The 21,970-nt window shown below is 72.8% G+C and carries 20 protein-coding genes and 1 tRNA gene; 7 read left to right on the top strand and 14 right to left on the bottom strand.

Translation table 11 applies throughout. The annotated features are described in order from the left end of the window. The gene (locus OIE69_RS25745) at positions 1-1,350 is read left to right on the top strand and encodes a vWA domain-containing protein (RefSeq protein ID WP_326576042.1); all 1,350 of its coding nucleotides are present in this window, start codon (positions 1-3) and stop codon (positions 1,348-1,350) included. Positions 1,351-1,449: 99 nt separating this feature from the next. After that, a complete protein-coding gene (locus OIE69_RS25740; protein WP_392567678.1) occupies positions 1,450-2,373 on the top strand; it encodes an FHA domain-containing protein in 924 nt (307 codons plus the stop codon). Here the strand turns inward: OIE69_RS25740 and OIE69_RS25735 are convergent. Beyond that, on the bottom strand, positions 2,363-3,505 hold the full coding sequence (locus tag OIE69_RS25735; protein ID WP_326576038.1) for a methyltransferase domain-containing protein: 1,143 nt from the start codon (positions 3,503-3,505) through the stop codon (positions 2,363-2,365). The two genes, OIE69_RS25740 and OIE69_RS25735, sit on opposite strands and share 11 nt — an antisense overlap. A gap of 62 nt (positions 3,506-3,567) precedes the next feature. Between OIE69_RS25735 and OIE69_RS25730 the strand changes: the two genes are divergently transcribed. Next, on the top strand, positions 3,568-3,972 hold the full coding sequence (locus OIE69_RS25730) for a globin (RefSeq protein WP_326576036.1): 405 nt from the start codon (positions 3,568-3,570) through the stop codon (positions 3,970-3,972). A 93-nt stretch (positions 3,973-4,065) separates the two neighbouring features. Here the strand turns inward: OIE69_RS25730 and OIE69_RS25725 are convergent, their stop codons facing one another. Genes OIE69_RS25725 through ettA form a run of 3 tightly spaced genes read right to left on the bottom strand, consistent with a single transcriptional unit; the run spans position 4,066 to position 6,882 of the window. Continuing rightward, entirely contained in the window at positions 4,066-4,761 is a 696-nt protein-coding gene (locus tag OIE69_RS25725; protein ID WP_326576034.1) for a hypothetical protein, read from the bottom strand. After that, on the bottom strand, positions 4,758-5,210 hold the full coding sequence (locus tag OIE69_RS25720) for an acyl-CoA thioesterase (RefSeq protein WP_326576032.1): 453 nt from the start codon (positions 5,208-5,210) through the stop codon (positions 4,758-4,760). The genes OIE69_RS25725 and OIE69_RS25720 overlap by 4 nt, the downstream gene beginning before the upstream one ends. A gap of 7 nt (positions 5,211-5,217) precedes the next feature. Then, complete coding sequence (gene ettA, locus OIE69_RS25715; RefSeq protein ID WP_326576029.1) at positions 5,218-6,882, bottom strand: energy-dependent translational throttle protein EttA; 1,665 nt, start codon at positions 6,880-6,882, stop codon at positions 5,218-5,220. Positions 6,883-7,797: 915 nt separating this feature from the next. Here ettA and OIE69_RS25710 point away from each other — a divergent pair. Next, positions 7,798-8,592 (top strand): formylglycine-generating enzyme family protein, encoded by a 795-nt coding sequence (locus OIE69_RS25710; protein ID WP_326576027.1) that lies wholly within the window; start codon positions 7,798-7,800, stop codon positions 8,590-8,592. A gap of 261 nt (positions 8,593-8,853) precedes the next feature. Here the strand turns inward: OIE69_RS25710 and OIE69_RS25705 are convergent, their stop codons facing one another. The 4 genes from OIE69_RS25705 to OIE69_RS25690 all read right to left on the bottom strand — a co-directional run bounded on the left by OIE69_RS25705 (position 8,854) and on the right by OIE69_RS25690 (position 14,305). Next, positions 8,854-10,266, bottom strand: a complete 1,413-nt coding sequence (locus OIE69_RS25705) for an LAETG motif-containing sortase-dependent surface protein (protein ID WP_326576025.1) — start codon at positions 10,264-10,266, stop codon at positions 8,854-8,856. A gap of 233 nt (positions 10,267-10,499) precedes the next feature. After that, positions 10,500-10,946, bottom strand: a complete 447-nt coding sequence (gene ssb / locus OIE69_RS25700; RefSeq protein ID WP_326576024.1) for a single-stranded DNA-binding protein — start codon at positions 10,944-10,946, stop codon at positions 10,500-10,502. A 115-nt stretch (positions 10,947-11,061) separates the two neighbouring features. Continuing rightward, positions 11,062-12,660, bottom strand: coding sequence for a GTPase (locus OIE69_RS25695; protein ID WP_326576022.1), 1,599 nt, complete (start codon positions 12,658-12,660; stop codon positions 11,062-11,064). A gap of 4 nt (positions 12,661-12,664) precedes the next feature. After that, on the bottom strand, positions 12,665-14,305 hold the full coding sequence (locus OIE69_RS25690; RefSeq protein WP_326581413.1) for a dynamin family protein: 1,641 nt from the start codon (positions 14,303-14,305) through the stop codon (positions 12,665-12,667). Between the two features lie 331 nt (positions 14,306-14,636). Here OIE69_RS25690 and OIE69_RS25685 point away from each other — a divergent pair. Further along, positions 14,637-14,712: transfer RNA gene (locus OIE69_RS25685), tRNA-Arg, on the top strand. A 696-nt stretch (positions 14,713-15,408) separates the two neighbouring features. Here the strand turns inward: OIE69_RS25685 and OIE69_RS25680 are convergent. Then, positions 15,409-16,425 carry a DNA-directed RNA polymerase subunit alpha gene (locus OIE69_RS25680; protein WP_326576020.1) on the bottom strand — a complete coding sequence of 339 codons (1,017 nt, stop codon included), beginning with the start codon at positions 16,423-16,425 and terminating at the stop codon, positions 15,409-15,411. Between the two features lie 208 nt (positions 16,426-16,633). Between OIE69_RS25680 and OIE69_RS25675 the strand changes: the two genes are divergently transcribed. Next, a complete protein-coding gene (locus OIE69_RS25675; protein WP_326576018.1) occupies positions 16,634-16,855 on the top strand; it encodes a hypothetical protein in 222 nt (73 codons plus the stop codon). Positions 16,856-16,862: 7 nt separating this feature from the next. Continuing rightward, positions 16,863-17,072, top strand: a complete 210-nt coding sequence (locus OIE69_RS25670; protein WP_326576016.1) for a hypothetical protein — start codon at positions 16,863-16,865, stop codon at positions 17,070-17,072. Positions 17,073-17,347: 275 nt separating this feature from the next. Here OIE69_RS25670 and OIE69_RS25665 read toward each other — a convergent pair whose 3' ends face one another. From OIE69_RS25665 to OIE69_RS25645, 5 genes are all read right to left on the bottom strand, one after another. After that, on the bottom strand, positions 17,348-17,935 hold the full coding sequence (locus tag OIE69_RS25665) for a flavoprotein (protein ID WP_326576014.1): 588 nt from the start codon (positions 17,933-17,935) through the stop codon (positions 17,348-17,350). A gap of 9 nt (positions 17,936-17,944) precedes the next feature. Then, positions 17,945-18,709, bottom strand: coding sequence for a phosphate ABC transporter ATP-binding protein (locus OIE69_RS25660; RefSeq protein WP_326581412.1), 765 nt, complete (start codon positions 18,707-18,709; stop codon positions 17,945-17,947). A 70-nt stretch (positions 18,710-18,779) separates the two neighbouring features. Further along, positions 18,780-19,757: a sortase domain-containing protein gene (locus OIE69_RS25655; RefSeq protein ID WP_326576012.1), complete on the bottom strand. Its 978-nt coding sequence runs from the start codon at positions 19,755-19,757 to the stop codon at positions 18,780-18,782. Beyond that, on the bottom strand, positions 19,754-21,061 hold the full coding sequence (locus OIE69_RS25650; RefSeq protein WP_326576010.1) for an Ig-like domain-containing protein: 1,308 nt from the start codon (positions 21,059-21,061) through the stop codon (positions 19,754-19,756). The genes OIE69_RS25655 and OIE69_RS25650 overlap by 4 nt, the downstream gene beginning before the upstream one ends. Before the next feature lie 18 nt (positions 21,062-21,079). Further along, a complete protein-coding gene (locus OIE69_RS25645) occupies positions 21,080-21,964 on the bottom strand; it encodes a hypothetical protein (protein ID WP_326576008.1) in 885 nt (294 codons plus the stop codon). Between the last annotated feature and the right edge of the window lie 6 nt (positions 21,965-21,970).

Genomic DNA, 21,970 nt, shown 5'->3' with positions numbered 1-21,970 from the left:
ATGGCCAACTTCTCGAAGTCGAACGTGCCGCAGTTCTCCGTCGACATCTACCAGAACGAGTTCCTGCCGGAGGGCGGGCGCGAGGTCAACGCGATCGTCACCGTGACCTCGACCGGCGGCGGCACCACCGGCGGGCTGCCGCTGGCCACCCACGCGCCCGGCGACGTGCCGGGCTCCGCGGCCGGGGCCGCCGTGGTGATCATGGTGGACTGCTCGGGCTCCATGGACTACCCGCCGACCAAGATGCGCAGCGCCCGCGAGGCGACCGCCGCCGCCATCGACACCATCCGCGACGGTGTCGCCTTCGCCGTGGTCGCCGGCACCCACCTGGCCAAGGAGGTCTACCCGGCGAACGGCGGGCTCGCCGTCGCCGACCCGGCCACCCGGCACCAGGCCAAGGAGGCGCTGCGCAGGCTCGGTTCGGGCGGCGGCACCGCGATCGGCTCCTGGCTGCGGCTGGCCAACCGTCTGCTGTCGACGGCCGAGGTGTCCATACGGCACGGCATCCTGCTGACCGACGGCCGCAACGAGCACGAGAAGCCGGAGCAGTTGCGCGCCGCGCTGGACTCCTGCGCGGGCCGCTTCACCTGCGACGCGCGCGGGGTCGGCACCGACTGGGAGGTCAAGGAGCTGACCGGGATCGCCTCCGCGCTGCTCGGCACGGTGGACATCGTCGCCGATCCCTCGGGCCTGGAGGCGGACTTCCGGCGGATGATGGAGACCGCGATGGGCAAGGAGGTCGCCGACGTCGCCCTGCGTGTGTGGACCCCGCAGGGCGCGGAGATCCAGTACGTCAAGCAGGTCGCGCCGACCGTCGAGGACCTCACCGCCCGCCGCACCGAGGCCGGTCCGCGCGCCGGCGACTACCCGACGGGCTCCTGGGGCGACGAGTCGCGCGACTACCACGTCAACGTGGTCGTACCGGCGGCCGGTGTCGGCCAGGAGATGCTGGCGGCCCGGATCTCCCTCGTCCTGCCGCAGCCGGACGGCACGCCGCGCGTGCTGGGCCAGGGGCTGGTGCGGGCGCTGTGGACGGACGACATGGCGGCCTCGACGCGGATCAACCCGCAGGTCGCCCACTACACCGGGCAGGCGGAGCTGGCCCAGGTCATCCAGCAGGGCCTGGAGGCCCGCAAGCAGGGCGACCTCGACTCCGCGACCGCCAAGCTCGGCCGCGCGGTGCAACTGGCCAGCGCCTCCGGCAACGACGACACCGCCAAGCTGCTGGCCAAGGTCGTGGACGTGGTGGACGCGGCGACGGGTACTGTGCGGCTGAAGGCCCGGGTGGCCGACGCCGACGAGATGACCCTCGAGACACGTTCGACGAAGACCGTCCGTGTGAAGAAATAGAGCAGCGGGACACAGCGGGGCAGAGGGGGAGAGAGCGACATGTCGACTTGCCCGAACGGTCACCAGTCCGCGACGGACGACTGGTGCGAGGTGTGCGGAATGCGCATGTCCGCGCCACCGTCCCCCTCCGTCCCCGCCTCGCCGCCGCCACCGTCCACGTACGCGGCGCCGGGTCCGCCACCACCCCCGCCGCCCTACTCCGGCGGCTACTCCTCCGGCTACACGCCCGGTTACGAGCCCGCCTACGACCCGGCGTACGACCCCGGGTACGGCCGCGGTCAGGGCGGCTTCGGCTACGACCCGGACGCCACCGCGGCCGCCGAGCCCTGCCCCGACTGCGGTACCCCGCGCGAGGGGTACGCCCAGTTCTGCGAGGAGTGCCGCTACGACTTCGTCACCCAGGCCGGGACGACCTTCGTCCCGCCGGCGCCGCCCTCCTCCCCCGGCTACCCGCCGGACGGGCCGCCGTACCAGCGCTACGAGTCGCAGCTGTCCCGCCCGTCGCAGATCAACCGCCCGGCGGAGCCGCTGGCCCCGGAGTCGGTGACCTCCGGCTCGGGCGACTTCCTGCTCACACCGCCGAGCCTGCCGGACCCCGGCGCCGGGCAGGCGGGCCCGCGCACCTGGACCGCCGTGATCGCCGCCGACCGGGAGTACTTCACCGGGATGATGGCCCGCAGCGGCCCGGAGGCGCGCGGGCTGTACTTCCCGTCGTACTCCCCCGAGCAGCGGATGCCGCTGGCGGGCCCGCAGGTCACCGTCGGCCGCCGCCGGCACAGCACGGGCGTGGCCCCCGACATCGACCTGTCCCGGGCGCCCGAGGACCCGGGGGTCTCCCACAAGCACGCCGTGCTGGTGGAGCAGCCCGACGGCAGCTGGTCGGTGGTGGACCAGGGCTCGACCAACGGTACCACGGTCAACGGCGGCGAGGACCCCATCGACCCCTTCGTGCCCGTCCCGCTGACGGACGGCGACCGCGTCCACGTCGGCGCCTGGACGACGATCACGATCGTCAGCGACTGACCCCGGCCGTTCCCGGCACGGGCCGCAGCTCCCAGCGGTGCGGCCCGTCCGGGCGGTCCAGCCAGGTCCACTGGCGGCCCTCCGCCACGCTCATGCCGAAGCGGTCCCGGGCCGGCCGGCCCTCGTCGCACCACAGGCCGTACGCCTCCTCGACGGACGCCCACAGGTCCCGCGGCCCGGAGAGCCGGACGGTGCCGTCCCGGGCGGCGTGCGCGACCGAGCCGTCGGCGGCGGTGACCGTGGGGCCGCCGGCGGTCCAGTGGACCTCGGCGTCCCCGGCGTACAGGCCGAGCAGGAAGCGGAACAGCTCGTTCTCCAGAACCCGCGGCGGGGTGTCTCCGGCACGGCTGCGCCCGGCGGCGGGGTCGGCGCCGGCGGCCTCCCGGCGCGGGGCCGCGCCGGCGCCCCGCAGCGAGACGAAGTACGCGGGGGTGTGCAGGAAGCGCCCCTCGGCCCGCTCCGGGCCCGTCACGCGCAGCGCGATCAGCCCGCCCGCGAAGGGCGCGAGGATCAGGCCGCCGGGCCGGCACTGCCGCGGCCACGCCTGCGGCACCGACGGCAGCTCGCAGGTGGCGACGATCCGGTCGTACGGCGCGCGCTCCGGGCAGCCCAGCGCCCCGTCCCCGGTGACCGCGGTCACCGGACGCCCGGCCGCGGCCAGGTGCGCGCGGGCGGCCTCGGTGATCTCCGCGTCGAGGTCCACCGTGGTCACCGCCCCCGTGCCCAGGCGGTGCGCCAGCAGGGCCGCGTTGTACCCGGTCCCGGCGCCGATCTCCAGCACCCGCTGCCCGTCCTCCACCCGCAGCGCCTCCAGCATGGCGGCCATGAGCGAGGGCTGGCTGCTGGAGGAGACCGGCTCCCCGCCCCGGACCAGGGTGATCAGCGGCACATCGGCGTAGGCCCCGGACAGCCAGCGGGACCGGCCGCGCGGGTCGGGGTCGTCGGCCGACAGCCGGGTGAACCCTCCGTCCGAGCGGGGCCGGTGGTAGACGGGCACGAACAGATGCCGCGGCACCGCCTCGAACGCCGCCCGCCACCGCGGGTCCGCCGGCCCGCCCGCCGCGGCGATCCGGCGCACCAGCCGGGCCCGCAGCGGCACCGCCGCCGCCGCGTACCGGTCGCCATCCGTCATACGACCACTCTGCGACGGTGACCCCCTCCGGACAACGCGGGCCGTCTGAGAACATGGGGGGCGTGAACGAGATCCCGCAGGGCACCCTGGAGCAGCAGACGTTCTTCGAGGCGGTCGGCGGCGAGCCGACCTTCCGGCGGCTCGTCCGCCGCTTCTACGAGGGCGTCGCCGAGGACCCGCTCCTGCGCCCCATGTACCCGGAGGAGGACCTCGGCCCCGCGGAGGACCGGCTGCGGCTGTTCCTCATGCAGTACTGGGGCGGCCCGCGCACGTACAGCGAGAACCGCGGCCACCCCCGGCTGCGGATGCGCCACGCGCCCTTCCGCGTCGACCAGGCCGCGCACGACGCGTGGCTGCTGCACATGCGTGCCGCGGTCGACGAGCTCGGCCTGGAGCCCGACCTCGAGCGGCAGTTGTGGGACTACCTGGTGTACGCGGCGGCATCGATGGTGAACTCCGCGGGCTGATTCCGTCGCCCGGATGTGTCACTGTCCGGGACTGCTCCCGCACGGACCGTGCCCCCCTGACCGGGGCCGGCGGGCCGGGCTCGCCGCCCGGAGCTAGCGGACCGGGCTGACCGACAGCCCCGGCAGGCCGCGCCGCACGGCGACCGAGCCGTACGGCGTGCGCAGCCGCAGCCACGGGCCCGCGGCGAGCAGCAGCACCGCGGGCTGCTCGGCGGCGCGCGGTGCGGGGACGGCCGTGCGCACCGGGCGGAGGAAGCCCAGCGCGTGGGCGGCGTGCACCACCCGCAGCGGAAGGCCGGTGGCGCCGAGCCGCCGGGACCAGATGTCGTCGGCGATGGCGTCCAGTTCCGCGCGGGTGCGGCTCTCGGGCCGCAGCGCCTCGCTGCGGTCGCGGAACTCGGTCACCGCGGCCGCGGCCACGGCGCGTACGTCCTCCGCCGACGGCAGTCCCGGTACCTGCTCCCAGCCGCTGCGCGGCGGGAGCAGTCCGGCCCAGGCCGGACCGGTGACGGCCGGGGGCACGGCGACCGTGCCCGTCACGTCGTCGATGCCGTCGAGCAACTGCCCGGCGGAGACCGTCGAGTCCAGGTCGCCGGCGGCCCCGTCCAGTTCGGCGGTACGGACGGCCAGGACCCCGCCGCCGAACGGCGGCTGCCCGAACACGGCGAGCACCGTGCCCGAGGCGCGCAGCCGGACGACGGCGGCCTTGTCCCAGCGGAGCAGCCGGGCCAGGAAGGCGGCGAAACCGTCCGCCTCCCTGGCGTCGACGAGTCGCAGGGGTGCCGTCATGCGGCGACTGCCTCCTTGCCGGCGGCGCCGGAGCCGCTCGCGCTGTCGTCGAAGTACTCCTCGAGGAAGGACCGCTCCTCCGCCGTGATCCGGCGCGGCCGGCCCTTCTCGAGGTTGTACGGCACCACGACCGTGGAGGCGCGCACATAGACCGCCTCCGCGTCCTTGACCTCGTACGCGACGGTCAGGGAGGCGGCGGTCACCTTGGTCACCCACGTCTCGACGGTCACCGGCTCGTGCCGGTGCACCAGCGGGCGCAGATAGTCGATCTCGTGGCGGGCGACGACCGACCCGCCGGTGAACGACTCGCTGCCCTCCCCGGGCGCCAGCCGGAACATGAAGTCGATCCGGGCCTCCTCCAGATAGCGGAGGAAGACCACGTTGTTGACGTGCCCGAAGGCGTCCATGTCCGACCAGCGCAGCGGGCAGCGGTAGATGTGACGCGCCATCTGCCGATCAGCCCCGGGTGAGCTTCTTGTAGGTGGCGCGGTGCGGCCGGGCCGCGTCGGCGCCGAGCCGCTCGATCTTGTTCTTCTCGTAGGACTCGAAGTTGCCCTCGAACCAGAACCACTTGGACTCGCCCTCGTAGGCGAGGATGTGGGTGGCCACCCGGTCCAGGAACCAGCGGTCGTGGGAGACGACCACGGCGCAGCCGGGGAAGTCCAGCAGCGCGTTCTCCAGCGACGACAGGGTCTCGACGTCGAGGTCGTTCGTCGGCTCGTCGAGGAGCAGCAGGTTGCCGCCCTGCTTGAGGGTGAGCGCCAGGTTGAGGCGGTTGCGCTCGCCGCCGGACAGGATGCCGGCCGGCTTCTGCTGGTCCGGGCCCTTGAAGCCGAAGGCGCTGACGTACGCGCGGGACGGCATCTCGACCTGGCCCACGTTGATGTAGTCCAGCTCGTCCGACACGACCGCCCAGAGGGTCTTCTTGGGGTCGATGTTGGCGCGGGTCTGGTCCACGTAGGAGATCTTGACCGTCTCGCCGACCTTGATCGAGCCGGAGTCCGGGGCCTCCAGGCCCTGGATCATCTTGAAGAGCGTGGTCTTGCCGGCGCCGTTGGGGCCGATGACGCCCACGATGCCGTTGCGCGGCAGCGTGAAGGACAGGTCGTCGATGAGGACCTTGTCGCCGAACGCCTTGGAGAGGTTGTCCACCTCGACCACGATGCTGCCCAGACGCGGGCCCGGCGGGATCTGGATCTCCTCGAAGTCGAGCTTGCGCATCTTCTCGGCTTCGGCGGCCATCTCCTCGTAACGGGCGAGGCGGGCCTTGGACTTGGCCTGGCGGCCCTTGGCGTTGGAGCGGACCCACTCCAGCTCGTCCTTGAGCCGCTTGGCGCGCTTGGCGTCCTTCTGGCCCTCGACCTTCAGTCGGGACTGCTTGGTCTCCAGGTATGTGGAGTAGTTGCCCTGGTACGGGTAGGCGCGGCCGCGGTCGAGCTCGAGGATCCACTCGGCGACGTTGTCCAGGAAGTACCGGTCGTGGGTGATCGCCACGACGGTGCCCGCGTACTTGGCCAGGTGCTGCTCCAGCCACTGCACGGACTCGGCGTCCAGGTGGTTGGTGGGCTCGTCGAGGAGCAGCAGGTCGGGGGCCTCCAGCAGCAGCTTGCAGAGCGCTACGCGGCGCTTCTCACCACCGGAGAGGTTGACCACGGGCCAGTCGCCGGGCGGGCAGCCGAGGGCGTCCATCGCCTGCTCCAGCTGGGCGTCCAGGTCCCAGGCGTTGGCGTGGTCCAGCTCCTCCTGCAGCTTGCCCATCTCGTCGAGCAGCGCGTCGGAGTAGTCGGTCGCCATCAGCTCGGCGATCTCGTTGAAGCGGTCCAGCTTGCCCTTGATCGGGCCGACGCCGTCCTGGACGTTCTCCAGCACGGTCTTGGACTCGTCGAGCGGGGGCTCCTGCAGCAGGATGCCGACCGAGTATCCGGGCGAGATGTACGCGTCGCCGTTGGACGGCTGCTCCAGACCCGCCATGATCTTGAGCACCGTGGACTTACCGGCACCGTTGGGTCCCACGACACCGATCTTCGCGCCGGGCAGGAAGTTCAGGGTGACGTCGTCGAGGATCACCTTGTCGCCGTGCGCCTTGCGCGTCTTGCGCATGGTGTAGATGAACTCAGCCAAGAGAAACCGTCCGGCATTCGATGTGTGGGCAGATACACCCCATCTTGCCAGCCGTCCACCCCCGGGCGGAAACGAGTACCCGGGCGACCTCCCTCACGTCTGCGACCTGGGCACGCGCCGTCCCGCACCTGTCGTCGCCTGTCGCCGTCGGCCGACGCGGGCCGTCCCCGGACGGCCCGGGGACGGCCCAGCTGCCCCGCCCGGCCTGTGGCGCGGCTTTGCGGGCCGGTGACCGCCTCGGCCTTGCGGATCTCGGCGTCCACCGCATCGAGCTGCATCTGCAGATACAACCGGATCACTCGCAGCCATTCCGGATCGCGAGGCAAGTCGTACACGTGTTCGATATTATCTCGCGGCTCGGATCGCGACGAGAGCGCGGACCGGGCCACGGATGCCAGCCGCCGCGTCGGAGCCGACGCCGACGCTGAGAAGGCTCCTGGCTATTGATCCGCACGAGGCTTCTGACCTGCTCCGGAGGTAGATGAGGTGATCCGGTCGAGATTCAGTTCGACACGCATTCGACGGGGCCGTGATCGCGCGTTGCAGGAGACGCCGTGCCCTCAACGAGTGAGCGGACGACTCACAGGTCAATGCGCTCCGTCGGCACATCGTCGACAGGCCCCCCTGGCGCAGCACGACGTGTGCCGGCCGATACGGGAGCTCGTGCACGCTGGGCTCCATGACCCGGTACAGAGCTACCGCATCGGGGCCGTAGGCGAAAATCACCACCTCGCCGCCACCGAACTCGTTGCCGTCGACTTCTCCGACACCCGCGGCTTTGACTGCGGCCCCCATCGACTGCTCGGCTTCATAGATCAGCAACCACCGGTCAGGCTCACCGAAGTCGTCGCCGCCCAGGTGGAAGCGAGCAATGACGGAGTGCTCCGGAGGATGCGACTGCTAGCGTCCGGCACCATGTGGGCTCAAGAGATCGTGGCCGGCCGACCGGCTTGGCGGCACACCCCCTCCGGAGTGGTCTTCCGCGCGGTTCCCGGTGGGACGTTCCGGATGGGCCTGTCCGACGCGGAACTGGACGCGGTCCGCGCCATCGAGCGTGCCGGCGGCGCCGAGGACGACCTCGAACCGTTCTTCGCCGGTGCCGACCAAGCCCGGCCGGTGCGAGAAGTGCGGGTCGAGCCGTTCCTGATCGCCCGGCATCCGCTTACGGTCGCGCAGGTACGGCACTGGCTGCCCGAGTACGAGGACAGCTTCGCCGATTCGGCGTCGGGCACGGCCCGGGTCGAGGACGACCTGGACGAACTGCTCGCCACGTGGCCGTTCCGGCTGCCGAGCGAGGCGGAGTGGGAGTACGCGGCCCGGGCCGGCACGACCACCCTGACCTTCCGCGGGGACGGGAAGCCGGACGAGGACCAGTTGCTCGACGACTTCGCCGACGAGGAGCGGACCGCCGCGGCCGAGAACGCCTTCGGGCTGGCGGCGATGGGGTCGGCGAACGAAATCTGCGCTGACGTGTGGATACCGCATTTCACGGACGCGCCGGTGGACGCCCGCCCCCGCACCGGTGACGGACCGCGGGTGACGCGCGGAGGCGCCGCCGACGCCTATCCGTGGCAGGGCTGCGACGAGTGGCTGCTGTTGCTCTCCGGCATCCGCTACGAGCTCTACGGCTTCACCGCGGTCCGTCCGGTCGCACCTGTGCCAACCGGTCCGGGGTATGCCCGGACAGCGCCCGTGACAGCTGCCTTGTAAGTTCGAGCCAAGCTCCGAGCGGACTGCCGGAAGCTGGCTGCACAGGCGCACTTGGGTCGGGCTGTGCGTGATCCGATCGGGAACCGCACTCGGAGTTGTCCTGCATCGCTTGCCGCCGGGCCCGCCAGACGTCGCACGGTCGCCCGCCTGAGCGGACCGACCGAGGCGCCCGGCGACGGCAGGCGTGCCGGGGAACTGCGAAGGGGGCGGAGGTCTGTCGACCTCCGCCCCCTTCACTCAGGAGCGGCCTGTGGGGTCAGTTCACTCGGCGGAGGGGGCCGCCTTCTTCTTCCGGAGGAAGAAGACCGCGCCGCCACCGACGACGACCAGGGCGATCGCGATGCCGGCGATCACCGGGGTGGCGCTGCTCGAACCGGTCTCGGCGAGGTCGCCGCCGGTGGTGGAGCCGGTGTCAGCCGTGCCCTCGGAGGAGCCGCCGGCCGTGGCCGGGCTGGGCGAGGAGGACGGGGTGTCGCCGCCGTTGCCGGCGGTCTGGCAGTCGAGGACGCCCTCGAAGGTCTTCTCGAAGCCCTCGGGGCCGGAGATGGTGACCTTGTAGTGCTGGTCCTCGGCGACCGGCACGGTGATGGTCTCGGACTTGCCGGCCTCGACCGTGTAGTCCTTGTCGGCCAGCTTGAAGGTGAACGGCTGGTCGCCCTCGTTGGCGGCCGTCACGTCCAGGCCGTTCTTGGCGCAGTTGACCTCGGCGGAGACCGCGGGGATCGGGCCCTTGGCGGCCCAGGTGCCGGTCGCGGTCGCGGAGACGGAGCTGTCGCTGGAGCCGGCGAGGATCTGGACCTGCGTGGTGCTGTCGACGCCCGTGAAGGCGCGGCCGACCGGCAGCTTGGTGTTGGCCGTGGCGGTCAGCGAGGTCGTGCCGTCGGGGGTGCCGGCCTCGACGTCGAAGTAGAGCTCGTCGCCGTTCTTGGCGGAGGTGACCGCGGTGCCGTTCTTGTCGGTGACCTTGACGCCGGAGGGGTTGCTGGGCGCGGGGCTCACCTGGACGGTGGAGGCGTTGGTGCTGACCTTGATCGGACCGAGCAGGTCACCGGCCTTGCCGGAGACCGCCGGCGGGTCGAGGGTCAGCGACGCCGCGGGCTCCTTGAGGTCCTCGGCGTGCTTCTCCAGCCAGTCCGCGAGCTCCTCGGCGACCGGGTCGACGGCGGTCACGTCGGCCTTGTCGGAGAAGCGCCAGATGGCCACCTGGGTGCCGGCGGCGGCGAGCTTCTCGGTGAGCGGGCCGGACAGCGACGCGGTCTCCCGCAGTGCCGCGAGGTCGTTCACCTGCGGGTAGGAGTTCTGCAGAATCCAGTTGATCTTGCCGGCGTCCGCATTGTTGTGGAGGCTCGACTCGTCCCAGGAGACCTCCTTGTAGGCGGCCTTGCCCTGGGTCGGGTTGTGGAGGTCGATGCAGTACGTCTGAATCGTGCCGCCGCCGTCGACGGACATCTCGAAGAGGCCGGCGCTGACCTTCTCCTCCTTGCCGTTCTCCTTGATGACGGCCTTGTCGGCGGTCTTCAGGCCACCGAGCGTCGCCGTCGCACCGGGCGCGGTGGGGGTCGCGTCGTCCGCGATGGCGGACCCGGCAACGGCTATGGAACCCGCGGCGAGGAGGCCTGAGGCCACCATCGCAACGGCAAGACGGGCAGCTCCCCGCCTCCGTACAGTGAACATGAATTTCCCCTCCGGGCGAGGCTGGTCGTGGGGGCGCGCCTCGCCGTCAGCTGTGGATCCCCGCGGAAAGCCGGGGTACCGCTGAATCCTAGGAACCAACCGCACCAAAGCCACCGGGATTCACGGCCGCCCGGGAATTCGAATCGCAATCGTTACCCGCGCGTAGGCATGAACGTGAAATTGTCGATAAATCATCGACCTTTTGCCGCAGGGCGAATGCGTAGCTGTCCGGCTTATCCGGACAGCGCGGCCAGCGGATCACCGGCCGGCGACTCCCCGGCGCCGGCCGCGGAATTCGGAACCATGAGTTCCGGCCTGGCCGCGGACAGCCGCCGGAACGCGGAGGTGCCCCGCGTCAGATCGTGGCCGCAGGCGATCGCGTCGACGTCGGCCGAGATCCAGCGCTGACCGTCGCGCTCCTCCTCACGCACTCTCAGGCGGCCCTGGACGAGTACCGGTTCGCCGACCCCGACCGAGGCCACCACGTTCTCCCCCAGCTGCCGCCAGGCCCACACCGTGTAGAAGCTGGTGTGCCCGTCCGACCAGCCGCCGCGCTCCCGGTCCCAACGGCGCGCCGTCGTCGCCAGGCGGAACCTGGCGACCGGGACGCCCGTGGGAGTCTTGCGGAATTCCGGCCTGGTGGCGACATTCCCCACGACGGTGACCAGTGTCTCGTTCATTGCCGATGCTCCCCCGTTGCCGTCGCCGGCCGGCGACCCCCTGCCGCCGGCCCCGCGATGGCTCCATGGTGCGCCTGCCGCGCCCCCCGTGGAGGAATCGGATTCAACCTGTGGATTACTGGCCCGCTGTGGACAACTCCGTCATCCGGAAGTGGTTTCCGGTGAGCACCCCGTACTGCTCCCGCACTTCCTGGTAGCGCAGCAATTCCGCCGCCAGCGGTTCCAGCACCCGTGCCCGCCCGCAGTCGGCCGCCGCGTCGGCCATCCGCCGCTCCGCGGCCTGACCGTGCCGCCGGGCCGGGCCCCGGGCCGCGAACCGGCTCACCCGGGTGAGCAGCGGACCGCCCAGAGCGCCCACGGCCAGCAGCACGGGCGGCAGCCACCACGGCAGCCGCAGCGCGCCCGCCGCCGTCACGGTCCCGGAAACCAGAGCTGCCGTCGCGAGCAGCGCCAGCAGCCACTGCGCCGTGCCGACCACCGACCACCACCGGGGACGCAGCGGCTCGTCCGGCGCCGCCCGCTCCACGGCCGCGTCCAGCGCCTCCGGGAGCGTGCGCCCACCGCGGCGCGCGGCCTCCCGTACCGCCTGCGCCCACGGAGCGGGCAGCCCCGCCACGGCCTCCGCCGCGACCGCGCGCACCGCTTCGTCGACCGACGCGCGGGACGCCGACAGCGCCGGGCGGCGGCCGTCGAGGGCGTCGTCGCCCGCCCCCGTGCCGCGGACCCTGCGCAGCTGCCGCCACGGGGGGCCGCACGCCTCGTCGGCGGCCCTGGCCCACGCGCGCTCCGCCGACCGGCCCGCCGCCGCGGCGCCGACGGCGTGCGCGAGGCTCGCCGTGAAGTCCTCGCGGGCCCGGTCGGTGAGCCCCGTCACCCCCTCGGCGACGTACAGCGGGCGCAGCCGCTCGGCGAGCCCGTCCACGTCCGCGGACAGCCGCCGGCTCGCGGCGGCGCGCTCGGCCACGACCTGGCCGACGGCTGCCCTCAGTTCCGGGACGCCGTCGCCGCTCAGCGCTGAGACGGCCATCACCATGGCGCCGTCCTCGCCGTGCTCGCCGACGGCGAGCCCATCGTCGTCGAGGAGGCGCCGCAGGTCGTCCAGGACCTGCTCGACGGCCTCCTCCGGAAGCCGGTCGATCTGGTTGAGGACGACGATCGTCACGTCGGCGTGCCCGGCCAGCGGCCGCAGGTAGCGCTCGTGCAGCGCGGCGTCCGCGTACTTCTCCGGGTCGAGCACCCACACGATCACGTCCACGAGCTTCAGCACCCGGTCCACCTGGTCGCGGTGGGCGGTCGCCGCCGAGTCGTGGTCCGGCAGGTCGAGCAGGACCAGGCCGGCGGGCCCGTCGTCCGTCCGTTCCGCCACCGCGTCCAGGGCGCTGTGCCGGGCGAACCGCGCCTTGGGCGCGATGCCGAGCCGGTCCAGCAGCCCGGAGGCGCCCCGGGGGTCCCAGGCGCAGGCGACGGGTGCGGAGGTCGTGGGCCGCCGGACGCCGATCCTCGACAGCTCCAGTCCGGTCAGCGCGTTGAACAGCGACGACTTGCCGCTGCCGGTCGCCCCGGCGAGCGCCACCACCGTGTGGTCGGCGGAGAGCCGGCGCCGGTCGCCGACCCGTTCCAGCAGCTCCCCCGCCCCGTCGAGCGCCTCGTGGCTCACGCGAGTGCGCGACAGCCCGAGCAGTTCCGACAGCGCGTCCACCCGCTCCGTGAGCACCTGATCACCTCTCCTGCAGTCCGTACGACTTCTGCACGACCGAAAGCTCCGCGATCAGCGAGGCCTGCTGGCCCGCCGTCACATCCAGTGCCTCCACCGGGAGCACCCGCAGTTCCCGCTCGGCGTCGAGCACGTCGCCGACGAGCCGGTCCAGTTCCTCGCGCGCCCGGTCGCCCGCCCGCAGCGCCGCGTGGGCGCCGACGAGGGAGGCGAGCCGCTCGCCCGCGACCGTGCCCTTGCGGCCGCCGAGCACGGCGACGGCGATCAGCGCCGCCGCGTGCTGCGGATCGGTGCCCTCGGCGTTCCCGCGCACCGCCTTGTGCGCCAGGCGGTTCACCGTGAACCCCCAGGTGTCGACGGCCTCCTCGATCCGCTCGGCCGCGTCGTCCGCCGCCGCCTCCGGTTCGGTGTCCTCCGCCAGGACGGCGCCGGCGCGGTCGCCGCGCCAGGCGTCGAGGGTCCGCTCGTCCGCCGTCGCGACCTCGGTGCGCAGCAGCGCGGCCAGGCTGTCGGCCAGGGCGGCCACCAGGGCCGCCGGGCCGCAGTCCGGGTAGCCGCGCCAGCTGGCCAGGGCCTCACCGGCGAGCAGCGCCCCCTCCCCGACGGCCTCCTGTACGCGCGATTCGGCCTCGTCGTAGGCCTCGTCCACATGACGGGTCAGGCGCACCGCCGCGGCGTGCTGCGCGGCCGAGGCGCCGGCCAGTTCCGGGAGCCGGTTCCCCAGCGAGCCGAGTACGCCGGACGCGGTGCGCCGCACCGCCTGGTGCCGTGCCGCCGGGTCCTCGGCGCAGTGCGCGAGCCAGCTGCCGAGCGCCGCCACCGCGCTGTGCGGCAGCAGCCCGCCGGACCCGGCGGACTCGGGCAGTTCCGGGACCGTGAAGCGCGGCACGTCCCCGAGCCCGGCCCGGGTCAGCAGGGCCGCGTAGTGCTGGGAGACGTCCTCGGCGATCTGGTGCGGCACGCGGTCCAGGACGGTGGCCAGGGTGACGTCGTACTCCTTGGCCGTACGGAGCAGGTGCCACGGCACGGCGTCGGCGTAGCGCGACGCGGTGGTCACCAGGATCCAGATGTCGGCCGCGCAGAGCAGCTCGGCCGCCAGCTCGCGGTTGCGGGAGACGAGGGAGTCGATGTCGGGCGCGTCCAGCAGGGCGAGCCCGCGCGGCAGCGTGTCGTCGGTCTCCAGGCGCAGCCACAGCCTGGTCTCTTCCGCCTCGCGCTCCTCGTCGTTCCCGTCCGCACCCTCCGCCCCGTCGGCGTCGGCCGCGGTGCGGGGCCGCGGCGCCCAGGCGCGGGCCAGGCCCGGCAGCACCCGCGGATCGGCGAACCACGCGCGGTCCTGGGGGTGGCACACCAGCACCGGTGTGCGCGTCGTGGGGCGCAGCACGCCCGCGTCGCTCACCCGCCGCCCGATCAGCGAGTTCACGAGCGTGGACTTCCCCGCGCCCGTCGAACCGCCCACCACGGCCAGCAGCGGCGCTTCGGGCGCCTTCAGCCGGGGCACCAGATAGTCGTCGAGCTGCGCCAGCAGTTCGTGTCGTGTGCGGCGGGCCCGCTCGGTACCGGGAAGGGGGAGGGGAAAACGCGCGTCCGCGACGCGGTCGCGCAGCGCCGACAGCGCGTCGAGGAGTTCGGGCCGTACATCCAAGATCGCCACAGTGGCAGAATGCCCCATTTTGATGGGTTTTTGAAGCGTATTCCGCCCGGTTCACATCATTCGGCCCGCAAGAAGGCCGGAACGGGACGGAAGGGCCGGAAGAGACACCGGCATAACGAGTGCACAACAGCCGTCGACTGAGGCGGCAAAACTGGTGCGACATTCGCACCTGCCTGCGATTATCAGACCGCTTCACCGAACCTACACAACGTGTCATGAAGGCGAAGCAACCGGCCGCACATCAGCCGCGCCCTATCCTTGTCCCCGGCAAGGTCACGGAACCGTCGACACAAGGGGCGGGTTCGGTCGCGGCCAACGTCCGGCCCCCGTAGCTCAGTGGATAGAGCAGGCGCCTTCTAAGCGCTTGGCCGCAGGTTCGAGTCCTGCCGGGGGCACCACTGCGCCCCTCCTGATGGAGGGGCTTTTTTGCTGGCCGGAGCCCTGCCGCCGGGGAGGCGGGCGGCGCCGCGCCGCTCGCGTGCGGGCACGGGAGGGCTGCAACGCCGCCCGGCCGCCACGGGGTTTGCGCCGGTGGCCCGGTCGCACGGGTGCCGGGTCCCGGCGGGCGGTGCGGCGGTCCTCACCCGGCTCGGGGAGGCCTCCCCCGGCCTCGGTCCGCCTCCGGTGATCCTCGGGCCGACGGAGACACAACGTGCGTAGGCGGCAGGCGGAACGGGAACCCTGCCGCCCGCCCACGCGGCGACCCGCGCCGGTGGGAGGCCCGCGTCGAGCCACCGGGCCGGACGGGTGCGCCGCAGGTCGTGAACCCGTTTGCCGGGCGGCGAGGCGAACTCGGACGGCGCGAGGACCTGCCGCCGGGCAGTGCACCGGGCGCGGCGAAAAACCGACCCCGCGAGGCCCGTCCCCGATCTCCGGGGAAGGATGACACGGATCCCGCACCGTGCCCGGCCGGGCGGCCCATACGCGACATTCCCCCCGGAACGTTCTCCGGGGGGAATGTCACGTGCTCCAGGTGCCGACGGGGACAGCGCGTCAGGCGGCGTTCCCGGCCGCACCCGGGAGCGGGTGCGGCCGGCCGGTGTTCATCGCCGGGTGCTCCGCCCTCCTGGCGCCCTCGTGGCCCTGCGCGATGCTCAGTACTGCTCGGTCTCCACGAAACCCGCACCCGCGCCGTCGTCCGCACCGAAGGCGGCGGCGGTCGGGTCGAATCCGGGCGGGCTGTCCTTCAGGGCCAGGCCCAGGCCGGCCAGCTTCGCCTTGACCTCGTCGATCGACTTCGCACCGAAGTTGCGGATGTCGAGCAGGTCGGCCTCGGAGCGGGTCAGGAGCTCGCCCACGGAGTGAACGCCCTCGCGCTTGAGGCAGTTGTAGGAACGGACGGTGAGCTCGAGCTCCTCGATCGGCAGCGCCATGTCGGCGGCGAGGGCGGCGTCCACGGGCGAGGGGCCCATGTCGATGCCCTCGGCGTCGACGTTCAGCTCGCGGGCGAGACCGAACAGCTCGACCAGCGTCTTGCCGGCCGAGGCCACCGCGTCACGAGGACGCATCGCGGGCTTGGTCTCGACATCGACGACCAGCTTGTCGAAGTCGGTGCGCTGCTCGACACGGGTCGCCTCGACCTTGTAGCTGACCTTGAGCACCGGGCTGTAGATCGAGTCGACCGGAATACGGCCGATCTCCTGGCCCTGCTGCTTGTTCTGCACGGCCGAGACGTAGCCGCGACCGCGCTCGACGGTCAGCTCCATCTCCAGCTTGCCCTTGCCGTTCAGAGTGGCCAGCACCAGATCGGGGTTGTGCACCTCGACACCGGCCGGAGGCGCGATGTCGGCGGCGGTGACCACACCCGGACCCTGCTTGCGCAGGTACATCACGACCGGCTCGTCGTGCTCCGAGGAGACGACCAGGGACTTGATGTTCAGGATGAGGTCGGTGACGTCCTCCTTGACACCCGGCACGGTGGTGAACTCGTGCAGGACGCCGTCGATCCGGACCGAGGTGACAGCGGCACCCGGAATCGAGGAGAGAAGTGTGCGGCGGAGCGAATTGCCGAGGGTGTAGCCGAAGCCCGGCTCCAGCGGCTCGATCACGAACCGGGAACGGAACTCGTCGACGACCTCTTCGGTCAGTGACGGACGCTGTGCAATCAGCACGGGGTATGGCCTCCAGTGTTTGGCGCCCGCTATGTGACGCCGTAGACACAATGAAGGGTACGGGCCGTTCCGCCTCCTTCGAGGCTGACCCGCCCGTCTGCCGGCCGGCGGGCAGGCCAGGCCCCTGTCGGACTGAAGTCCGACGATCAGCTGCTCCCGTCCCGGGGAGTCGGCCACCGGGCCATTTCGTGGGTGCATACTGGGGACGATGACAAAGCCTGCTGCACCGAAGCGTCATTTGCCTACCAGCCCCTTCAAGGCCCCGGTCACGCCGGCTCCCAAGCACTTCGCCGTCGGTGACCAGGTCACACACGACATCTACGGTCTCGGCCGGGTGATCGGCGTCGACGACGGAGTCGCGGCGCTCGTCGATTTCGGCTCGGCCCAAGTGCGGGTCCCCAGCCCGTACGCCAAGATGACCAAGCTGTAGGACCGCTGTGCCGGGTCGCGGCACGCCAGGCCCCTTCAGGGACCTGCTGACGAAAGGGAAACCTCTCATCGACCAGACGTCGCTGTTCTCCGCCCCGGACGGGCAGCCCCGCTGCACGACCGCGGCGTCGCCGCCTCCGGCGACCAACCCCTTCAAGGCCCCGGACTTCGGGGAGGACGAGACCTTCCCGCTCGAGGACGTCCAGGACCCCGCTTAGACCGTGGGTGGCCTGCGGCCGAGGGCGAGCCGGCTCCCGCGAGTGCGGTGGTCTCGACACCCCTGAAGGGGGCCGGCGGCGCGCGTGCCGACAGGCCGGCCGGCACCGCACCGGCCCCTTCCCGGCGCTTGGCCGCCGGATCGGGTCCCGCCGAGTGGGCGCACCCATTGTGCCCCTTTTCATGGCGGGACCTCCTTCCCGTACGCCGCGCCGCGTCGGGAACGGCGACCCGCGTGTCCGGGTCCTCGCCCCTGGTGGCGGACGGACGCGCCCCCTCATCGTGTGAGGCGTTCCACTGCGTCCAGGACACGGGCCCATGGAAGGCCGCGTCCGTCGGGTTCCTCGCCCGGTTCCGGCAGAGGCCGTGCGTCCGGGTCGTGGAGGAGGTGGACGCCGGCCTCGCGGAGGGTGGCCAGATGGCGCGGCCAGGCGGGGTGGCGGGTGTGTGCCGCGGTGACGGCCGGGACGGCCACGAGCGGCACACGCGGGGTGCCGAGGACCTCCGCGAGCAGGGTCAGTGCCTGGTTGTCGGCGATGCCGAGGGCGAGCTTGGCCAGGGTGTTGGCACCGGCCGGGGCCAGTACGCAGCAGTCCGCGGCCGGATGGGGCCGCGGCTCTCCGGGGAGCCGCGGCCGGTCGCGTACGGGCAGGCCCGTCACATCGCGCAGCCGCCCGATCTCGTCCCGTTCCCGCAGCCAGCGTGCGGCGGTCGGGGTGAGCGTGACGGCGACGCGCCAGCCGCGGGCGATCGCGGGCAGGACGAGGCCCTCGCGCAGGGTCTCGACGCCGTCGGCGGCCGAGCCGACGACGGCGAGGACCCCGCGGACCGGCCGCGGCCGCGAGGGGGACGTGTGAGAAGCCATGGCCACCCCTTACCCGAACCGGCCCTCCACGTAGTCGGCCGTCCGGGGATCGGTCGGGCTGCCGAACATGGCCGTGGTGGGGCCGTGCTCCACGATGCCGCCGGGGGTGCCCTGTTCCGCGAGGAAGAAGGCGCACTGGTCCGAGACGCGGGCGGCCTGCTGCATGTTGTGGGTGACGATCACGATCGTGACCTCGTGGGCGAGTTCGCGGATCGTCTCCTCGATACGCCGGGTCGAGGTGGGGTCCAGCGCCGAGCAGGGCTCGTCCATGAGCAGCACCTTGGGCCGTACGGCCAGCGAACGGGCGATGCACAGGCGTTGCTGCTGGCCTCCGGAGAGGGCGCCGCCGGGCTGGCGCAACCGCGCCCGGACCTCCTTCCAGAGGCCGGCCTTGGTCAGGCACTCCTCGACGAGGTCGTCCTTCACGGCCTCGCGCACCCGCTGCCCGGTCAGCTTCAGGCCCGCGGTGACGTTGTCGTAGATCGACATCGCCGGGAAGGGGTTGGGCTTCTGGAAGACCATGCCGATGCGGCGCCGAGCCTCGGTCAGGCGGCGCCCGCGGGCGTAGATGTCCTCGCCGTCGAGAAGGACTTCGCCCGCCAGGGAGGCGGACGGCACGAGTTCGTGCATCCGGTTCAGGGTCCGCAGGAAGGTGGACTTGCCGCAGCCCGAGGGCCCGATGAGGGCGGTGACCTGCCCGGCGGGCATGGTCAGGGAGACCCGCTCGAGGACCTTGTGGTCGCCGAACCAGCACGAGATGCGGCGGGCCTCCAGGGTGGCGCCGGTGCCGGCGTCCTCCGTGATCGGCGGGAGCGGGATGGTGGTCTCGGTCACGAACGGGTCCTCACATCAGGTTGGGCAGGAGCAGGGCCGCGTGGTCCGCGACGAGGAGGCCGAGCAGGCCGAGCACGGGGACGCCGACGACCCAGGCGTGCCGCCGTCCCCAGCGGGCGTGCGCCCAGGCGAGCCCGGCGGCGGCGAGGAGCAGTCCCTGGCCCCACAGGACGACGGGCAGCCAGGCGGACTCCTGGACGGCCATCGCGGCCTCGTCCGCCGGCAGCGCGCCGGGCGCGACGGCCGGGGCGGAGCCGGGCTGGACGTCGGACATCAGATCGGCGTCCACCCGCAGGATGCCGCGTGGCATGAAGGCGGTGCCCTCCGCGGTGATCAGCGTCAGGCGCCCCTTGCCGGCCGCGGGCGGCGCGGGCTGCGGGTCACCGGCGCTGCGGACCGCGACGACGCGGTAGCGGTGCACGCCCTGGCCGGTGGTCACGGTGAACTGCTCGCCCGGGTGGAGGCCGCCGAGATGCCGGAAGGGGCCCCCGTAGGTGGCCTGGCGCCCCATGATGACGCTGACGCCGGCCTGGCCGGGCAGCGGGGTGTCGCGGCGGTGGCCCGGGCCCCGGGCCAGGACCTCCGAGGTGCTGCCCTCGCCGACGACCTCGCGCAGCCCGAGCCCGGGGACGGAGAGCACCGCCACGGGGGTGCCGGAGACCAGCGGCTTGGCGCCGTCGCCGGACCCGCCCACGGACGCGACCCCGTTGGCGAGGTCGCCGCGCAGGCTCGCGTAGTCCACCTGCTGGTCGCGGGCGTGGCGGACCTGGCCGAGCAGGCCCACGTCCACCACGAAGCCGAGGAGCAGCGCCGCCAGGATGCTCAGGGCCGCCCCGGCGACCCGCAGGCCGGGGCCGGCCGGACGCGCGGTGCGCGTCCGGCCGGCCGCCGGCCCCGGCGGCGGGGTGGGGTCCGCCGGCCCGTTCCCCGAGGGGACGGGCCGGACGTGGCCGGGGGCCACCCGGACCGGCGTGCCGAGTGGGGTCATCCCACCCTCACCGACTTGGAGGTGGCGCCGCCGTTGGTGTAGGCGGACCGCTTCGCGGTGATCCTGAGCGCGACGCGGTGCCCGCGGTCGGCCTTGGTCAGCGTGTACGTGGAGTGCGTGGCGCCGCGGATCACCTTGCCGTCGCGCCGCCACTCGTAGCCGTAGGACGTGGCGGAGGGGCTCCAGCTGCCGGCCTTGGCGGTGAGCCGCTTGCCGACCTTGGCGGTCCCGCTGATGGCCGGCAGCTTGGTGTTCCTCAGGGCCGGGCCGACGCCCACGGTCACCGCGGGGCTGGTCGCCGCGGTGCTGCCGGTGGCGTTCTTCGCGGTGACCCGGCAGGACACCTTGTGCTTGTAGTCGGTCGAGGTCAGGCCCCGGGTCTTCGCGGTGGCGCCGCTGACGACCTTGTTGTCGCGCAGCCAGGCGTACGCGTACGAGGTCGCCCCGCCGAACGCGGCGGAGCAGGTCACCTGCGAGGCGACCTTGACGGTGCCGGTCACCTTCGGGGCCGTGACGACCACCGGGGGCTTGACCTTGACGGTGTACGGCAGGGCCGGCGAGGCCGACGGCTTGTACGCCGCCGTGTCGGCCGGGGTGAACGCCGCGGTCAGCGCGTGGGTGCCGACGCCCAGGGCGGTGGTGGTCAGCGAGGCCGTGCCGTTCGACACCGTGACCGGGGAGCCGATCGCGCTCGCGCCGTCCAGGAAGCGGACCGAGCCGCCGGCCGCCGCCGGCGCCACCGTCGCGGTGAGCCTCACCGCGGTGCCCTGGACCACCGGGCTCGCCGGGGTGGCGGCGAGGGTGGTCGTGGTGGCGGCCTGGGTGGGGGGCGGGGTGCTCTGATAGGTGGTGTCGGAGGTGAACCAGATGGCGGTGGTGAAGTCGCCGTAGGTGTCCGCCCCGAAGGCCTTGCGGCAGGTCAGGGTGAAGTCGTAGCGGCCCTTCAGCTCGTCGAAGCCGGCGTCCTTGGCGTAGTCCCGCATCGTCTGCATCAGGGGGACGGAGAAGCCGCCGCCCGGCGCCGCCGGGTAGATGGCGATGTCCGAGTTGCCCACCACGTTCTGGCCCTCGGCCGGGAAGCCCGCGCCCCTCACCTTGACGATGAGGTTGGTCGCCTCCTCGGGACACGGCCCCGAGGTGGTCATCGATATCCCCGAGAGGTCCGTGCCGGTGGCCGGGGCGACCTCCATGGAGCCGATGACCTCGGCCCTGGCCGTCCCGGCGGCGGCGACGGCGATGCCGCCCGCGGCGATCGCGGAGGCGAGGACGAACGACAGTCGCCGGCGCATGGTCGTGATCTTCATTGGTCGTCTCCCGCCGGCTCAGTCGTTCGAGGAGTCGGCGAAGGACAGCAGACCGCGGCGGCGGGCCTGGCGGACGGCGACAGTGCCGCCCGCGACCAGGGCGGCCGCGGCGGCGGCGAGCCAGGCGGCGTCGGCACCGGTGGCCGCCAGCGAGCCGCCGCCGTCGACCTCGGTGGAGATGCCCTCCGTGTCGCCTCCGGTGTCGCCACCCGTGTCACCGCCGGCGTCACCACCGGTGTCACCGCCGATGTCACCACCCGCGTCGCCACCGGTGGTGTCCGTCGGCTCACCGGTGTCGGTCGGCTCGGCCGTGTCCGTGGGCTCGCCGGTGTCCGTCGGGGTCGGCGTCGGAATGGAAGTATCCGACGGAGTGGTGGTCGGGGTCGGCGTCGGGGTCGGGGTCGGGGTCGGGGTGCCGCCCGCGGGGTCGGTGTCCTGGTAGGTGGTGTTGGAGGTGAACCAGACCGACCCCTTGAAGTCGCCGTACGTGGTCTCCCCGAACGCCTTGCGGCAGATGACCGTGAACTCGTAGCGGCCCTTGAGCTCGTCGAAGCCCGCGTCCTTCGCGTAGTCGCGCATGGTCTGCGTCAGCGGCACGGAGAAGCCGCCCTCGGGCGTCGCGGGGTAGATGGAGCCGTCCGCGTTGCCGACGACGTTCTGGCCCTCCTCGGGGAAGCCCGAGCCGGTCACCTTCACCATGACGAAGGTCGCCTCGGCCGGGCAGGTGCCCGAGGTGGCGAGCGCCATTCCGGTGGTGTCCGAGCCGGTGGCCGGGGTCACCTTCAGGGTGCCGATGGTGTCCGCGTGCGCGGAGGTCGCGGCCATGATGCCCACCGCCCCGCCGGCCAGGACGAGCGAGCCGATCGCGGCCGCGGTCGAGCGGTGCAGGCGTGTGAAGGACACTGTCTT

Origin of the sequence: Actinacidiphila glaucinigra (assembly GCF_035918135.1) — a bacterium.
GTDB classification, from domain to species: domain Bacteria; phylum Actinomycetota; class Actinomycetes; order Streptomycetales; family Streptomycetaceae; genus Actinacidiphila; species Actinacidiphila glaucinigra.
This window is presented reverse-complemented; position numbering and strand designations above follow the sequence as displayed.

Excerpts from the sequence above, each read along its gene's own strand:
- OIE69_RS25665 (WP_326576014.1), bottom strand. The coding sequence starts at position 17,935 with ATGGCTTCTCACACGTCCCCCTCGCGGCCGCGGCCGGTCCGCGGGGTC.
- OIE69_RS25720 (WP_326576032.1), bottom strand. The coding sequence starts at position 5,210 with ATGGCGCGTCACATCTACCGCTGCCCGCTGCGCTGGTCGGACATGGAC.
- OIE69_RS25655 (WP_326576012.1), bottom strand. The coding sequence starts at position 19,757 with ATGACCCCACTCGGCACGCCGGTCCGGGTGGCCCCCGGCCACGTCCGG.
- OIE69_RS25710 (WP_326576027.1), top strand. The coding sequence starts at position 7,798 with ATGTGGGCTCAAGAGATCGTGGCCGGCCGACCGGCTTGGCGGCACACC.
- OIE69_RS25725 (WP_326576034.1), bottom strand. The coding sequence starts at position 4,761 with ATGACGGCACCCCTGCGACTCGTCGACGCCAGGGAGGCGGACGGTTTC.
- OIE69_RS25675 (WP_326576018.1), top strand. The coding sequence starts at position 16,634 with ATGACAAAGCCTGCTGCACCGAAGCGTCATTTGCCTACCAGCCCCTTC.
- OIE69_RS25705 (WP_326576025.1), bottom strand. The coding sequence starts at position 10,266 with ATGTTCACTGTACGGAGGCGGGGAGCTGCCCGTCTTGCCGTTGCGATG.
- OIE69_RS25740 (WP_392567678.1), top strand. The coding sequence starts at position 1,450 with ATGCGCATGTCCGCGCCACCGTCCCCCTCCGTCCCCGCCTCGCCGCCG.
- ssb (WP_326576024.1), bottom strand. The coding sequence starts at position 10,946 with ATGAACGAGACACTGGTCACCGTCGTGGGGAATGTCGCCACCAGGCCG.
- OIE69_RS25735 (WP_326576038.1), bottom strand. The coding sequence starts at position 3,505 with ATGACGGATGGCGACCGGTACGCGGCGGCGGCGGTGCCGCTGCGGGCC.
- OIE69_RS25650 (WP_326576010.1), bottom strand. The coding sequence starts at position 21,061 with ATGAAGATCACGACCATGCGCCGGCGACTGTCGTTCGTCCTCGCCTCC.
- OIE69_RS25745 (WP_326576042.1), top strand. The coding sequence starts at position 1 with ATGGCCAACTTCTCGAAGTCGAACGTGCCGCAGTTCTCCGTCGACATC.